The following is a 14,374-nucleotide window of genomic DNA, read 5'->3' as shown; positions in this document are numbered from 1 at the left end:
AGCGCATCCTGCTGTCTGACAAGCCGCCCCACTCCTATAGTGAACGAGCCAGCGACGGCACAACGCCGAAGGAAGCCTCAAGAAAGGAGACGCGGCCGTGGATTACCTGCACAACACTCTGGAAGGGCTGAAAGCCACCAGTCCCGCCCAGGCGGAGTTCTATGCCGCTGCAGAGAAGATCCTGGCGTCCCTGAGGCCCCTGCTCGAGTCAGACGCCCGCTACCTCGAGCACGCCATCATCGAGCGACTGGTGGAGCCCGAGCGCCAGCTGATGTTTCGCGTCTGCTGGACCGACGACAACGGCAAGATCCAGGTCAACAAGGGGTATCGTGTCCAGTTCAACTCGGCTCTCGGCCCCTACAAGGGGGGCCTTCGCTTTCACCCCAGCGTCAACGCCAGCATCATCAAGTTTCTCGGGTTCGAGCAGATCTTCAAGAACGCTCTGACCGGGCTCGCGCTTGGCGGCGCCAAGGGTGGCGCCAACTTCGATCCACGCGGACGCTCCGACGGGGAAATCATGCGCTTCTGCCAGGCGTTCATGACCCAACTGGTGGATCATCTTGGGCCCACCGTGGATGTCCCTGCTGGCGATATCGGCGTCGGCGCCAGAGAGATCGGCTACCTCTATGGCCAGTACAAGCGACTGACGCGACGTCACGAAGGGGTGATTACCGGCAAGGGGCTGGACTGGGGCGGATCGCTGGGCCGCAAGGAGGCCACCGGCTACGGCGCCGCCTACTTTGCCCAGCACATGCTGGCAGCCCGGGGTGAAGAACTACGCGGCAAGACCTGCCTGGTCTCCGGTGCAGGCAATGTCGCCATCTATACCATCGAGAAGCTCCATCAGCTGGATGCCCTGCCGGTCACCTGCAGCGATTCCGGTGGCTGCCTCCACGACCCGGACGGCATCGATCTGGAGGCTCTCAAGCGCTTGAAGGAGGTCGAGCGCGTCTCGCTTGAAGGCTACCTGAAGGATCACCCCCGGGCCCGCTTCATTGCGCTGGACGACTACCCCGCCGACGGCCACGCCGTCTGGCGCATCCCTGGCCAGGTCGCCTTTCCCTGCGCGACCCAGGGCGAGGTCACCCTGGCCGACGCCGAGGCGATGCTCGCCAATGGGCTCGAGTGTCTATGCGAGGGGGCCAACCTGCCGACCCTGCCGTTGGCGGTGGACCGTCTGCTGGAGGCCCGCATCGCCTACGCCCCCGGCAAGGCGGCCAACGCCGGCGGCGTCTCCACCAGTCAACTGGAAATGGCGCAGAACGCCAGCATGCAGATCTGGCCGCTGGAGAAGGTCGATGCCCACCTCCAGGCGATCATGGCCAATATCCATCGCTGCTGTGCGTCCACCGCAGAGGAATTCGGCGAGCCCCACAACCTGGTGCTGGGCGCCAACATTGCGGGATTCAGGCGCGTCGCCAATGCCATGATCGACCAGGGGGCCTGGTAAATCCTGGGACAGGTTTGTCCGGGGGACGGTTGGCAACAAGGACCCTGCCGATCCGCCCGCCGGCAGATAAGCACAAAAACGCATATTACATGCAAGACCGACTACACTATGCCGAAATAGCAATCGAGCCCGCGTTGCAGGGGCTCTCTCATCGGCTGGGGGAATGTCGGGATGCATCAGGGAAGAGTCAGGATTCGGGGCGGCGAGCTCTGCGAACAGAATGGCCTGAGGGTGAACGTTCCGTTAGCCAGCAGATCCGTTGGTGCCGCGCTGCTGATCGGCACACTGGCGATCAGCCCCGGCGTCCTGGCCGAGCAGGAACTCGGACAGGCCGCCTCCGACCCCACTGCGCCACTGATGAACTTCCAGCTACAGAATTCCTGGAGCCCGGAAGTCCACGGCACCAATGATTCACAGAACATCGTACAGTTCAGAACGGCGCTGCCCTACCGGCTGGCGGGCCACCAGCACATCTTTCGCCTGACGGTGCCCTCACTGACCGAGGATCCCGGCGGTTCCACCGGCCTTAGCGATTCTACGGTGTTCGACCTCACCACCTTCGAACACTCCTGGGGTCGTTCTGGCTTCGGTGTGGTCGCCCTTCTGCCGACCGGCGGTGAGCATCGTGGCGCCGAACAGTGGGGTCTGGGTCCGGCGGTCGGGTTTGCGGCCTCGCGGGGCTCCTTCCTGTATGGCGCCTTCAACCAGAACATCTTCAGTGTCGCCGGTGAGGACGATCGCGAGGACGTCAACCTGAGCATCCTGCAGCCCATCATCAATCTCGGGCTCGGCCAGGGCTGGTCAGTGGGCACTTCGGAGATGAACATCACCTACGACTGGGAGCACAGCGACTGGAGCAGCCTGCCCGTGGGTGGCCGACTCAGCAAACTGGTAAAGCTGGGAGACTCCCCGCTGCAGATCAGTGGTCTGTATGAACACAACTTCGCCGACGACTACGCCGTGCCCGAAGACCAATTTTCGCTGCAGTTCAAGTTGCTGGTGCCCTGACGGGCTCTTCCAGGGCATCTTGGCAAGGGGCTTTCTCGACAGACCCCGCTCGATTCTTTCCGATACTGGAACGCTGCGCCTCAGTAGAGGCGCAGACCCACACGGGTGATATGGTTGCCTTCCATCTCGCTCACCACCCAGTGGATGCCATGCCAGTCGACGTCGTCGCCTACCACCGGATGCCCGCCCAAGCGTAGTCCCATGAATTCACCCAGTGTCAGCGAGGCCTCGCCGGGGCTCAGGGTCAACGCATAGGCATCGGCCACATCGCCCATCCTGGCGTCCGCATCCAGGGTAAAGGTGCCGAAGAAGGCTCGCTGCTGGCGATGCTTGGCGTCGCCGTTGAACAGCCGGTTCAATGCTGGCAGATCGTCGCTCTTGCCGATGACACAGATGATATCGTCGATGCGCAACTGTGTACTGCCCTTGGGGTGCAGCATCACGTGCTGGCGGAACAGGGCAGAGATCAAGGCACCTGAGGGAAAGCGCAGCAGCCGAATCGGGACGTCTTCGAGATCGGCATTTTCGACCTTGTAGACGAACATCTCGAAGTCGTTTTCAGGCAGGATGCCAAGTGGCCCCCGATGATTGGGAGTGGCACTGTCCGGCACCATGACCTTCATGCGGCGTGCCATCCAGGGCAAGCTTCCGCCCTGGATCAACAGCGACAGCAACACCACCGCGAAGGCCACATTGAAGTAGAGGCCAGCTTGCTCGACGCCACCGATGACAGGAAAGATCGCCAGCACGATGGGCACGGCACCGCGAAGTCCCACCCAGGAAATGAAACCCACCTCGCGCCAGCGGAAATGGAAAAATGGCTTGAGCGTCAGCACCACCGCCAACGGACGCGCCACGAAGATCAGCGCCAGGGCCACGATCGAAGCCGGTAACAGCACTTCCAGCAGTGCCGAAGGTGTCACCAGCAAGCCAAGCACCAGAAATAGCCCGATCTGACTTAGCCAGGCCAGTCCGTCATGCACCGGCAAGATGAAGTTGAGGTGCCGCCCCGGTTGATTGCCGATCATCAACCCGGCCAGATAAATCGCCAGGAAGCCACTGCCCCCCAGGGCACTGGTCAAGCCAAAGACGCAGAACCCCAACGCCAGGGCCAGCAGCGAGTAAAGGCCCGGTGCAAGATCCACATAGCGCAGCAAGCGACCGATCAGCCAGCCCGCGCCAAGCCCGATGGCGATGGCCATGGCGAACTGCTGAACGAAGAACAGCAGCATGTCCAGGGGGCCACCGAGGTCCCCCACCAGCGCCTCGACCAGCACCAGGGTAAGAAAGATCGCCATGGGATCGTTGGTGCCGGACTCGATTTCCAGGGTGGCGCCGACCCGTTCGTTGAGGTTGAGCCCTCTGCCACTGAGCATCGAGAAGACCGCCGCAGCGTCGGTAGAACCGACGATGGCCCCGACCAGCAGGCCCTGCAGCAACGATAGATCGAAGACCCACATCGCCAGCAGACCGACCAGACCGCTGGTGATGAAGACCCCGACGGTAGCGAGCCCCAGGGCGGGTTTGAAACCGACGCGAAAGGTCTTGAGCCGTGTCCTCAGGCCACCATCCAGCAGGATCATCGCCAGGGCGAGATGGCCGATGACAAAGGCCAGCGAGTAGTTGTCGAAGTCGATACCCAGCAGGCCGTCTTCACCCGCCAGCATGCCGAGTATCAGGAACAGCACCAGCAGTGGCACACCGGCCAGAGCGGAAAGCCGACTGGCCAGCACACTCAGCGCAATCAGCGTTCCACACAGAAGAAAGAGACTATTGATCGAATCCATGCGCATCCCTTGCAACGTTCATCATGATTGTCTCACGCCCGGCCCCACGCCGCGATCTGTCGAGTGTAACGTGATTCATCGAGCGCACTTCGAATTACCAGGATGTTGATGGATGCCGCTGGTGAACGAAGCTCGCCCTTGGATACACTAGCGCGCTGGTACGAATGCCTGACCCATGGAGATTGTTGATGCCCAAGTCGTCGCCCAGGCAACACCGGCTAATCCGACTTGCGGGCTTGAGCTTGCTGCTGGCAAGCCTCGGCGCGTTGCCCCCTGCCCTGGCCGAGCCGGAGGCGCCCGCTGAAGCCGCAGCGCAGCAACAGGCAGCCCCGCCCCTTGCCCAGGAGCAACAGGTCGAGACTTCTTCCGAGCAGATCGGCGGAACGCCCCCTACAAGCGCCGAAGCGGCGGTGGTGAGCGATATCCTCGAGCGCTACCGTGGATTGCCTGGTGGACCCGGTATCGACACGCCCGCGATGCCGGTGGCACCGTCGGCCACGGCGGCTCCTGCCGATCCGATCGCACCGCCACCGGTCACCGAGCTGACTCTAGTGCTGGAATGGTCACCCGGGCCGCAGCACGCTGCCTTGCTGGTGGCTCAGGAGAGGGGGCTGTTCTCGCGGCGCGGACTGAACGTCGTGCTGCAGACCCCCGCCGATCCCGACGTACCTGCCAAGCTGGTGGCGGCATCCCAGGCGGATCTGGCACTGACCGACCAGCTGACCCTGCACCGGCTGGTGGACCAGGGGCGCCCCATCATCAGGGTAGCCACCTTGAGCGAATTGCCACTGTCGGCGCTGCTGGTACGCGAAGATGCGGACATCGACTCGGTGCTGGGACTGATCGATCACCGGATCGGCTACGCGCAGCGCGCGGGACAAGACGTCTTGCTCAGGGCCATCCTTCAACACGAAGGATTGAACCTGTCCCATGTCGAGGCCAAGGACGTGCACTTCAGCGTGATACGCGCGATGAACGAAGGCTGGATCGATGCCTTTATCGGCGGCGCGGCACTGTCCCTGCCGCGAGAGCTCGCCGACCTCGGCATCGCTACCCGCGCCATGCCGACCGAGACACTGGGTATCCCGGTGCATGACGGCCTGGTCGTCGTGGCCAACCAGGACCACTTTCAGGCACAGAAGGACGCCATTCGCGCCTTCGTCGACGCACTGGAACAAGCCACACGCTGGATCATCGACCATCCCGCCGCGAGCTGGGAGATCATGACTCGACTCGAGCCGACCATGGACAGCCCCGCCAATGCCGAGGCCTGGCCCGACATCAGGCGCCGACTCAGCCTGCGCCCCGGCGCCATGGACCACGGCCGCTATCGTCGCCTGGAGCGCTATCTACATGACCAGAAGATCGTCGAACGCTTGACCCCGATCTCGCGCCTGGGCAAGGACCCCGGCTAAACCACAGACGCCTGGGCAAGGACCCCGACTAATCAGCGGCGCCTGGGCAAGGCCCCCGGCTAAACCACAGACGCCTAGGCATGGACCCCGGCTCATCACTGGCGCCTGGGCAAGGACCCCGGCTAATCACTGGCGCCTGGGCAAGCACCCCGGCTAAACCACAGACGCCTGGGCATGGACCCCGGCTCATCACTGGCGCCTGGGCAAGGACCCCGGCCAATCACCGGCGCCTGGGCAAGCACCCCGGCTAATCAGCGGCACCTGGACCAGGACCCCGGCCAATCACCGGCGCCTGGGCAAGCACCCCGGCTAATCAGCGGCACCTGGACCAGGACCCCGGCCAATCACCGGCGCCTTGATTGCACTGGCTAGTCGTCCAGAGAGGCCAGAAACTCGGCCACTTGCTCCTGAAACTCCTGCGCCCTCTCGGTGTGCAGCCAGTGACCAGCGTCCAGGGTCTTGACTTCGGCCCTGGGCAGGACGGCGCGCAGCGACTCAAGCAGGTCATCGGCGACGTAGTCGGAGCGACTACCGCGCAACACCAGCGTCGGCACATCGATGCTTCCTTCGCCACCGGGCGGTGCCATGATCTGGCCGTAGCCGGCTTCGATCGCATCGAGATTGACCCTTAGGCGTAGTACGCGATCGTCGTCGCGCACCAGATTGGTAGCCAGAAACATGCGGGTGGGCTTGTCGTCGATCACCTCAGCCATCAAGGCATCGGCCTCTCGCCGGTCGGTGGGCTCACCCTGCTCGACACGCCGCAGTGCGCTGAAGACGCTATCGTGCCGGTGTTCATAGGCGACCGGCGCGATATCGGCAACGATCAGCGACGCCACCAGCTCAGGATGCAGCCTGGCCAGGGTCATCACCACCTTGCCGCCCATGGAGTGGCCAAGCAGGTGCCCTCTGGTGACGCCGCAGCGGTCCATCACGGCTGCCACGTCCTCGGCCATCTGGTCATAGTCCATACCCTCGGCATGGGGAGAACGGCCATGATTGCGAAGATCCAGGGCGATCACACGGCGCTCGCCCGACCACTGTTTGACATGGGAGCGCCAGTTGTCGGCGCTACCCAGCAGGCCATGAACGATGACCAATGGCTCTCCCTGACCACCACTGTCCGTATATTCCAGGGAAACCGTCATAGCTGCACTCCTTTGAGCGATCGAAGGTTGGTAGAGAGCCGGTAGAACGTCGTGCTTCACGACACCAGCATAGTACTGAACGTGCCAGGCGGGGCGCGGAGCCAGGCAGCAAGCACAGCCAGAGCAAACCAGGGCGGGGCTAGATCGGAACCAGATCGTAACCAGAGCAGAACCAGATCGTAAACACCGGCCCAGCAGGCTCAACCGCCGGGGATCGAGGCCCTTATCAGCGCCCCTCTCCCCGAGCGACCTGCTCCGGCCAGACGTCCTGACTGCCGGTCACCGCCACCAGTCGCTGGCTCAGATAACGCAGCAGCACGCCGTACAGGGGCAGGAAAAAGGCCAGACTGATCGCAAGTTTGATGGCGTAGTCGACCGCTGCGATTTCTGGCCAATGCTGCGCCATGAACGGGTCAGGGCCAGCCTCGAAGGCGATGGAGAAGAACGCCACGGTATCCACCAGATTACCGACCAGGGTCGACGCCGCCGGCGCCACCCACCAGTGCTTGAGTCGCCTGAGCCGGTCGAAGACCTGCACGTCGAGCAATTGTCCGAGCAGGTAGGCCATGAAACTGGCCAGTGCGATCCGGGCGACAAACAGATCGAAACCATCGAAGGCTGCAAGGCCAGCGAAGCCGCCCTGCGGGAAGACCACCGAGACAACGTACGACACCACCAGCGCGGGCAGCATCACGCGCATCACGATAGCGCGCGCCGGCCCCTTGCCGAACAGGCGTACCGTCAGATCGGTGGCCAGGAAGATGAAGGGAAAGCTGAAAGCGCCCCAGGTCGTGTGCAAGCCAAACACCGTAAACGGCAACTGGACCAGGTAGTTGCTGGCGGCGATAACGACGATATGGAAAACGACCATCAACGCCAGCAGACGACGGCGCTGTTCGAAGGACAGAGTGAACATCATGATTCCTTTTTCGCAAGGGGTGAGGGAACCCTGGGAACAAACACAATACGGGTACAGGCACGCCCGGCTGCGATAACTCTGGAGGGCGCTGCAGCATGCTGGCTTGAGCAATACCTGGTGCTGTTTCGCCGTCGACTTGCCATCGTCTGCTCAGTGGCACACGACGACTGACGCGAATCGCACCGACCGGGCCAAGCCGGATGGCTCTGAATTCCAAGCTGGACGGCCCTGAATTCCAAGCCGGATGGCGCAAGATTTCGAGCCGTATGGCGATAAGTCTCACGCCACCGCGCGGGGTGCAAATTTTGCGGCAGAAATTATACGAGACAAGCCTGCGCCTTGCCAGCACTCCCTTGCTCGCCCCCTTCCCCTTTACCCACAGGCCACCCCGGGTAGACGGGCAAAATCAGATAACTGCAGATCCAGGCACCAGATGTGCCATACAGGATACCTAGAGAAACCTGATATTGCACAATATTGTCAGTCTGCTAAATACAAATACAAGAAACAACGCGATGGACACACTTTGAAAAACTTATTATCTAATTCTGCCGAAACGGTCACAAACACGCGTTTAAGACGCGTTTACTTCAACAATGCGCTATTATTGAGAAGTTTCTTAATCACTAACGGAAAGAAAGGCTTCGGCTTTCATCAGCGACCAAATGAAAGGAGTCCTGCGCCCCGGACCAACACTATTCCGAGGAGCCGGATACGCCGAATCCGACTAGCGGATCTCTTCGATGAGGATGACAAGCCATCCATGCACAACACCTCGATCCCTATTGCCGTCCATCTCGGGTGGCGCCTAGCGCCACGACGTCCAACGGGTGAAATTCGTGTCAGTCACCGCTGCAAGGGAGAGTGCTGATGAACAGCTCACAACGTGTTGCCGGCCGCCTGCTTGAGGGTGGAGATGCCGTGGTAGACAGAGCGAGCGGCCTGCTGAAAGCCATCGCCAACGACAATCGCCTAAGAATCCTGTGTCTACTTGAAGGCAACGAGCTGTCCGTGACAGAGCTCAATCAACGCCTGAGCCTGAGCCAGTCGGCCCTATCCCAGCACCTTGCCATCCTCAGGCGAGCCGAGCTGGTCAGCACTCGGCGCTCCTCCCAGACCATCTACTACTCACTGCAAGGCGACAGCGCGAGCATCATGATCGCCGCCATCGTCAAGATGAACGCAGCCAACGACGACTGAAGCGCGACCACAGACTCTGGTCAGGCGCTTCGCACCCGATAGCCCTCGCTGGAGGGCATCGGGCTCGCTCGATGGACAGAACGACTTGGACAGGCGGAGCTGGGGCGGCTCAGGTCAGGCAGTATTGCGATCCAATATTGCGATCCAATGTTATGAACCGCGACGCACGCTTCGCCTACCGATGCTCCCAGCCGGACGCATCGACACGCTCCTCCACTCGATCGAGCGCCTGCTCGACCATGCCAGAGGCGGAAAAACCAAGACGCTCAGCCAGTGATGGCACCGCCGCAAGCCTCAGGCTCAGCACCTTGCCACGTTCCATCGCCTTGCTGAGATAAGCCTCGCTGGTGGTGACCTCATCCGCCAACCCTCTGGACACGGCCTCTTCTCCGTACCAGACCTCACCGGTGGACACGGCGTCGATATCCACGCCGGAGCGGCGCTGGTCGACGTAGTCCTTGAACTTGGCATGGATGGCGTCGAGGTCCGCCTGCAGCTTGTCTCTGCCTTCCTCGGTGTTTTCGCCCAGCACGGTGAGCGTGCGCTTGTAGCGCCCGGCGGTCACCAGCTCCACATCGACGTCATGGCGCTTGAGCAGGCGGTGGATATTGGGGATCTGGGCCACCACCCCGATGGAGCCGATTACCGCAAACGGGGCCACCAGGATGCGTTGTGCGTTGCACGCCATCAGGTAGCCACCGCTGGCCGCCACCTTGTCCACGCAGACCGTCGTCTTGAGGCCCCCCTCGGTGAGCCGGTGCAGTTCCGCCGCCCCCTGCCCATAGGTGTGGACCAGGCCTCCGGGGCTCTCCAGCCGAATGACCACCTCGTCCCCTTCCTTAGCCACACCAAGCAGCAAGGACACTTCGCGAGCCAGGCGGTCCACGCCGCTGGCCTTGAGGTTGCCATGAAAATCGATCACCCAGGTGGTGGCGTTCGATGCCACGCCTTCGTCCTGCCTGGGCTTGGTATCCCGACGCCACGGCCAGCGCAGACGAGACCGCTTTTCTGTGCCTGTCCTGGCTTGTACCAAACGCTCACGCCACTGACGCTGACGCTGACCCAGGTCCTCGATCCTGAGTTGCTCCCTGGGTACACTGCCGCCACCCTTGGCCCGGGCAAGCACGATCAGCGCCAACAGCACGACCCCTGCCACCAGCAGTAGCTGAACAAAAAAGGTCAGGATCTCACCCAGCCAGTCTTCCATCGCTCTCTCCCTGTCAGCCGGCACAATTCTGCAAAGACCTGGACCTTGACGGTCATAGGCCCTGAACGGCGCCCGGCCTTGATTGAAACATTCGTTTGAAATACGCTGCCTGACAGCGACTCACACAACTGCAAGGAATTCTCATGTCACAGACACTCGATACGCTACGCTCTCGCTTCAATCCTGACGCTGCCCAGGGCATGCACGAGATCTTCCAGTTCCACTTCAGCGATACCGAGGATCACTATGTCGTCATCGACGATGGCGCACTGGACATCCAGCAGGGCGAGCACGACGATCCCTCTGTCAGCCTGAGCATGAGCAGCGACACCCTCAAGGGCATCATGACCGGTGATATCAACGGCATGACAGCCTTCATGACCGGCAAGCTCAAGGCGACCGGCAATATCATGCTGGCGACCCGCCTGACCGAGCTGTTTCCCGAGAAGTGATGCTCAAATGGGCAGTGGCTACTCCCGGCGACTGCCCGTCAGGACCGACCGTCACGCACCTCGGACAGGTGCAACTCGATCAACTCCCGCGAGATCGAATAAAGCGGCGGCAACTGCGGTAGCTGCCGTGGCGAGAACCAGGCGGCGTCTTCGATCTCGTGGCCGTCGATCACGATGCGTCGGCTTGCCGCCTCGACCAGATAGCCCAGCATCAGGGAGTGGGGAAAAGGCCAGGCCTGACTGCGAATATAACGCAGCCGCCCCAGCTTCAGACCGACCTCCTCGTGGACCTCGCGATGCACCGCCTGCTCCGCCGATTCTCCCGGTTCGATGAATCCTGCCAGGGTGGAATAGCGTCCGGGTGGAAAACGCGGGCTACGAGCCAGCAACAGCGACTCCCCGTGGGTCACCAGGGTGATGATGCAGGGCGAGATGCGCGGGTAGTTGCGATGGCCGCAATTGTCGCAGTGCATCGCAAACTCGTGTTCCAGACGCCTGGCTGGGCTGCCGCAACGCCCGCAAAACCGGTGGTTGCCCATCCAGGCACCCACCTGCAGCGCCGTTGACACCAGCCCGTACCATGACTCGGGCAACCTCGACAGCCAGCTACGGCCGTCTGGCCAGTCGGCGCCTGGGCTGTCTTCAAGACGCAGCCCCACCGGTTCGTCCGACCACCAGCACAACGGCTGAACACGCTCATCCCAGGGCTCGACCGGCCCCAGCGGCGTATTGTCCAGGCCAGGCGCCATACAGCCCTTCGACAGGCGAATGATACGCCCCGACTCGACACCTCTTGGCAGCTCCCGATGCAGCATCAGACACCGTCCTGCGTGGCGCTGCCGGGGCCGGCGTAGGCAGGGTCCAGGTCGTCCCAGCGACACTCTCCTGCCTTGCCACGCACCTTGTCGAGCTTGGCCAGATGGGCCGCCATCTCCTGATCTGTCGGGCGTACCACGCTCAGCCGCCCCGGCTCCAATGACAGCCGACGCACCGAAAGCTCGCCGGGCACCGCCGCCTGCTGGTCGCTGTCGTTGCCCGCATCCAGGGTCAGGGCGGTCTGCCCACCGGTCATCGCCAGATAGACGTCTGCCAGGATCTCGGCATCGAGCAAGGCCCCGTGCAGCACGCGGTGACCATTGTCGATATCGTAGCGCTTGCAAAGGGCGTCGAGGCTGTTGCGCTGCCCCGGGTGCAGTCCCCTTGCCATGGTCAGGGTATCGAGGATACGACAGTGATCCTTGACGGGCCCTGCATATAGCTCGGGGTGGGTGGCCTTCAACAGCTTGAATTCGTGGTCGATGAAGCCGACATCGAAGGGCGCGTTATGGATGACCAGCTCGGCCCCGCGAATAAACTCCCAGAAGTCGGCCGCCACCTCGGCGAAAACCGGCTCATTGGCGACCCGCTCGTTGGTGATGCCGTGGACACCGATCGCCTCGGCATCGATCTCACGCTCGGGGTTGATGTATTGATGGTAGGAATTTCCGGTCAGACGCCGGTTTATCATCTCCACGGCGCCGATCTCGATGAGACGGTGGCCGTCGCGCGTCTCGATACCGGTGGTCTCGGTATCCAGTACAATCTGTCGCATTCTGGGTCCCTGAAGTCGGATGGGCTGTGGGGTGTGGGCCGACGGCGTCAGGCGCCTTCCAGCAACTCGTCGATGGCCTCGTTGACCAGGGCGTCGGCGGCCTCGTTTCCAGGGTGGCCGCTGTGCCCCTTGACCCAATGCCAGCTGACCTGGTGTCGGCGTGTCTGCTCATGCAGCTCGCGCCACAGATCGGCGTTCTTCACCGGCTGCCTGGAAGCCGTCTTCCAGCCACGCTTGATCCAGCCATGGATCCATTCGGTGATGCCCTTGCGCAGATACTCCGAATCGGTCCAGAGATCCACGTGACACTCGCGCTTGAGCGTCTTCAGCGCCATGATCGCGGCGGTCAGCTCCATTCGGTTGTTGGTGGTATCACGCTCGGCGCCCTTGAGCGACTTGCGGTGATCCCCGCTTTCCAGCAGCGCTCCCCAGCCGCCGGGTCCGGGATTGCCGCGGCAACCCCCGTCGGTGTAAATGGTCACGACAGGGAGTGAATCGGGAGTGGTCAACGCATTGCTACCTTCTTCTGCTTGGGGGTCTGCCGCACACTGGGCTCGAGCCTGGTGGTGCCGAGTGCGGTGTTACCGACCGGCAAGCCGAACAGCGGGCGTTTTCCCTGGGTACAGGCCAGCTGCGAGCGGCAGCGAGCCTGGATGATATAACAATCGCCCAGGGGCAGGTTGTGGCGCCGGCCGAGGGTTTCCAGCATGCCATTGCCACCGGCGAGCCCCGGCAGGCGAAATCGGCAGTAGTCTACCCGCTCGATCTCGAAGTCGACAAACTGAAGCCAGTCCTTCATCGTCCGCGGCGTTCGCCATACGCCCTGCCCCGGCATCTGCCGCCGGCGGCGAGGCCGCACCCTCATCAAACCCGACGATGACAGCGGGGACCAGCCAAGCAGTACCAGTCGCCCCTGCGGCGAGACCACCCGGGCGGCCTCCTGCAGAAGCTGGTGGGGGTGGGACACCACCTCCAGCAAGTGATTGAGCACCACCACGTCCATCGCTCCGTCGGGCAGTGCCAAGCGCTCAGGGCGGCAAACCAGCGTGCTGGAACTTTCCGCCAGCTCCCTGGTCGGAGACCACCGTATCCAGTGGCGAACCGCGCTCATGTCGGCCAGTGGCTCGGCCAGTGACATTTCAAAACCGTGCTGGCCGCACCAGCGTTCGGCCAGCGGGCCCAGGCAGGCTCGCTCGGAACGCCGCACGGCGCATCCGCTGTCGCTGGACCAATAGCGTCGAGCGTGCCGCACCAGGCACGCGAGCTCCATCGGCTCCGACGCATTTGACATAGTCGACCTGTGCCTCCAAAGTGTCTGATTTTGCAAGGCGAAAAAACGAAGTTTACTGAAGTCTGCGCCGGCCGCCCAGCTAGATGCTGCCCGCTCAAGGCTCGCTCCGAGGACCCTGCCGACCATGTTAAGCGTGACACCGATTCCAGCCTTTAGCGACAACTATATCTGGCTGCTGCGCCAGGATTCGAGTCAAGAGGTCTGCGTCGTGGATCCCGGTGACGCCGAGCCTGTTCTGCGCTTTCTCGAACGTGAAGGGCTGAGCCTGGGCTGCATCCTGCTGACCCATCACCACCATGACCACACCGGCGGCGTTGCCGAACTGATCCAGCGCTATTCGCCCCGGGTGATCGGGCCGGATAACCCCGAGATCGCAGGCGTCGACGAGATCGTGCGTGACGGTGACGAGTTTCGCGTCATGGGCCGCCTGTTCGAGGTGATGGCGGTGCCTGGGCATACCCTGGACCATCTGGCCTTCTTTACCGCAGGCATCCCGCCGCTGCTGTTCTGTGGGGACACCCTGTTCAGCGGTGGCTGCGGACGCCTGTTCGAAGGTACCCCGGAGCAGATGAAGGGGTCCCTCGACCGACTGAATTCCCTGCCGGCGGATACACTGGTATTCTCCGCGCACGAATATACATTGGCCAACCTCGCTTTTGCGAAGGCGGCCAACCCCGGCAACCCCGACGTTGCCACCGCCTTCGACGAATGTCAGAAGGCACGAGATCTGGACCGACCCACGCTGCCTACAACGATGGAACGTGAGCGCCGCATCAATCCCTTCCTTCGTTGCGATGATGAAGATGTCAAGCGCGCTGCCTCAGCCCATGGGTCGACCGATAGCACGGACGCCACCTTTGCCACGCTAAGAGCCTGGAAGGATTCCTTCTGAACGGCTCGGCGTCC

At 62.5% G+C, this 14,374-nt stretch carries 14 protein-coding genes; 6 read left to right on the top strand and 8 right to left on the bottom strand.

Features of this window, described 5'->3' with window-relative positions:
* The first annotated feature begins 97 nt into the window (after positions 1 to 97).
* Both gdhA and KUW00_RS15480 read left to right on the top strand, forming a co-directional pair.
* Positions 98 to 1,450 (top strand): NADP-specific glutamate dehydrogenase, encoded by a 1,353-nt coding sequence (gene gdhA, locus KUW00_RS15485; protein ID WP_045993711.1) that lies wholly within the window; start codon positions 98 to 100, stop codon positions 1,448 to 1,450.
* Positions 1,451 to 1,681: 231 nt separating this feature from the next.
* Positions 1,682 to 2,458, top strand: coding sequence for a hypothetical protein (locus tag KUW00_RS15480; RefSeq protein ID WP_124804776.1), 777 nt, complete (start codon positions 1,682 to 1,684; stop codon positions 2,456 to 2,458).
* Between the two features lie 80 nt (positions 2,459 to 2,538).
* Here the strand turns inward: KUW00_RS15480 and KUW00_RS15475 are convergent, their stop codons facing one another.
* Positions 2,539 to 4,245, bottom strand: coding sequence for a potassium/proton antiporter (locus KUW00_RS15475; RefSeq protein ID WP_222569499.1), 1,707 nt, complete (start codon positions 4,243 to 4,245; stop codon positions 2,539 to 2,541).
* A gap of 188 nt (positions 4,246 to 4,433) precedes the next feature.
* Between KUW00_RS15475 and KUW00_RS15470 the strand changes: the two genes are divergently transcribed.
* A complete protein-coding gene (locus KUW00_RS15470) occupies positions 4,434 to 5,660 on the top strand; it encodes an ABC transporter substrate-binding protein (protein ID WP_052704430.1) in 1,227 nt (408 codons plus the stop codon).
* A 368-nt stretch (positions 5,661 to 6,028) separates the two neighbouring features.
* Here KUW00_RS15470 and KUW00_RS15465 read toward each other — a convergent pair whose 3' ends face one another.
* Complete coding sequence (locus KUW00_RS15465; RefSeq protein ID WP_045993713.1) at positions 6,029 to 6,808, bottom strand: alpha/beta fold hydrolase; 780 nt, start codon at positions 6,806 to 6,808, stop codon at positions 6,029 to 6,031.
* Between the two features lie 226 nt (positions 6,809 to 7,034).
* Positions 7,035 to 7,724 (bottom strand): 7-cyano-7-deazaguanine/7-aminomethyl-7-deazaguanine transporter, encoded by a 690-nt coding sequence (locus KUW00_RS15460; RefSeq protein WP_045993714.1) that lies wholly within the window; start codon positions 7,722 to 7,724, stop codon positions 7,035 to 7,037.
* A gap of 873 nt (positions 7,725 to 8,597) precedes the next feature.
* Between KUW00_RS15460 and KUW00_RS15455 the strand changes: the two genes are divergently transcribed.
* Positions 8,598 to 8,927, top strand: a complete 330-nt coding sequence (locus KUW00_RS15455) for an ArsR/SmtB family transcription factor (protein WP_045993715.1) — start codon at positions 8,598 to 8,600, stop codon at positions 8,925 to 8,927.
* A 175-nt stretch (positions 8,928 to 9,102) separates the two neighbouring features.
* Here KUW00_RS15455 and sohB read toward each other — a convergent pair whose 3' ends face one another.
* Complete coding sequence (sohB, locus tag KUW00_RS15450; RefSeq protein WP_045993716.1) at positions 9,103 to 10,134, bottom strand: protease SohB; 1,032 nt, start codon at positions 10,132 to 10,134, stop codon at positions 9,103 to 9,105.
* A 143-nt stretch (positions 10,135 to 10,277) separates the two neighbouring features.
* Here sohB and KUW00_RS15445 point away from each other — a divergent pair, with 143 nt between their 5' ends.
* The gene (locus KUW00_RS15445; RefSeq protein ID WP_045993717.1) at positions 10,278 to 10,586 is read left to right on the top strand and encodes an SCP2 sterol-binding domain-containing protein; all 309 of its coding nucleotides are present in this window, start codon (positions 10,278 to 10,280) and stop codon (positions 10,584 to 10,586) included.
* A gap of 38 nt (positions 10,587 to 10,624) precedes the next feature.
* On the opposite strand, the gene nudC is transcribed toward KUW00_RS15445, so the two are convergent.
* Genes nudC through KUW00_RS15425 form a run of 4 tightly spaced genes read right to left on the bottom strand, consistent with a single transcriptional unit; the run spans position 10,625 to position 13,384 of the window.
* Positions 10,625 to 11,401, bottom strand: a complete 777-nt coding sequence (gene nudC, locus KUW00_RS15440; protein WP_222516780.1) for an NAD(+) diphosphatase — start codon at positions 11,399 to 11,401, stop codon at positions 10,625 to 10,627.
* Entirely contained in the window at positions 11,401 to 12,177 is a 777-nt protein-coding gene (gene dnaQ / locus KUW00_RS15435) for a DNA polymerase III subunit epsilon (RefSeq protein WP_222516779.1), read from the bottom strand. Before dnaQ ends, nudC begins: the two co-directional genes overlap by 1 nt.
* A gap of 47 nt (positions 12,178 to 12,224) precedes the next feature.
* The gene (rnhA, locus tag KUW00_RS15430) at positions 12,225 to 12,686 is read right to left on the bottom strand and encodes a ribonuclease HI (RefSeq protein WP_045993720.1); all 462 of its coding nucleotides are present in this window, start codon (positions 12,684 to 12,686) and stop codon (positions 12,225 to 12,227) included.
* Complete coding sequence (locus KUW00_RS15425) at positions 12,683 to 13,384, bottom strand: class I SAM-dependent methyltransferase (protein ID WP_315901168.1); 702 nt, start codon at positions 13,382 to 13,384, stop codon at positions 12,683 to 12,685. The genes rnhA and KUW00_RS15425 overlap by 4 nt, the downstream gene beginning before the upstream one ends.
* A 208-nt stretch (positions 13,385 to 13,592) precedes the next feature.
* Between KUW00_RS15425 and gloB the strand changes: the two genes are divergently transcribed.
* Positions 13,593 to 14,360 carry a hydroxyacylglutathione hydrolase gene (gloB, locus tag KUW00_RS15420; RefSeq protein WP_045993722.1) on the top strand — a complete coding sequence of 256 codons (768 nt, stop codon included), beginning with the start codon at positions 13,593 to 13,595 and terminating at the stop codon, positions 14,358 to 14,360.
* Positions 14,361 to 14,374: the final 14 nt, after the last annotated feature.

The sequence above is a fragment of the Halomonas sp. DP5N14-9 genome (assembly GCF_019802175.1).
Classification (GTDB): Bacteria; Pseudomonadota; Gammaproteobacteria; order Pseudomonadales; family Halomonadaceae; genus Halomonas; species Halomonas litopenaei.
Note: the sequence above shows the minus strand (reverse complement) of the source record. Positions and strands in the feature narration are given on the sequence as shown.

Bases quoted from the DNA above. Each gene is read 5' to 3' on its own strand.
- KUW00_RS15475 (WP_222569499.1), bottom strand. From the start codon at position 4,245: ATGGATTCGATCAATAGTCTCTTTCTTCTGTGTGGAACGCTGATTGCG.
- nudC (WP_222516780.1), bottom strand. From the start codon at position 11,401: ATGCTGCATCGGGAGCTGCCAAGAGGTGTCGAGTCGGGGCGTATCATT.
- KUW00_RS15465 (WP_045993713.1), bottom strand. From the start codon at position 6,808: ATGACGGTTTCCCTGGAATATACGGACAGTGGTGGTCAGGGAGAGCCA.
- KUW00_RS15445 (WP_045993717.1), top strand. From the start codon at position 10,278: ATGTCACAGACACTCGATACGCTACGCTCTCGCTTCAATCCTGACGCT.
- dnaQ (WP_222516779.1), bottom strand. From the start codon at position 12,177: ATGCGACAGATTGTACTGGATACCGAGACCACCGGTATCGAGACGCGC.
- KUW00_RS15470 (WP_052704430.1), top strand. From the start codon at position 4,434: ATGCCCAAGTCGTCGCCCAGGCAACACCGGCTAATCCGACTTGCGGGC.
- KUW00_RS15460 (WP_045993714.1), bottom strand. From the start codon at position 7,724: ATGTTCACTCTGTCCTTCGAACAGCGCCGTCGTCTGCTGGCGTTGATG.
- gloB (WP_045993722.1), top strand. From the start codon at position 13,593: ATGTTAAGCGTGACACCGATTCCAGCCTTTAGCGACAACTATATCTGG.
- KUW00_RS15455 (WP_045993715.1), top strand. From the start codon at position 8,598: ATGAACAGCTCACAACGTGTTGCCGGCCGCCTGCTTGAGGGTGGAGAT.
- sohB (WP_045993716.1), bottom strand. From the start codon at position 10,134: ATGGAAGACTGGCTGGGTGAGATCCTGACCTTTTTTGTTCAGCTACTG.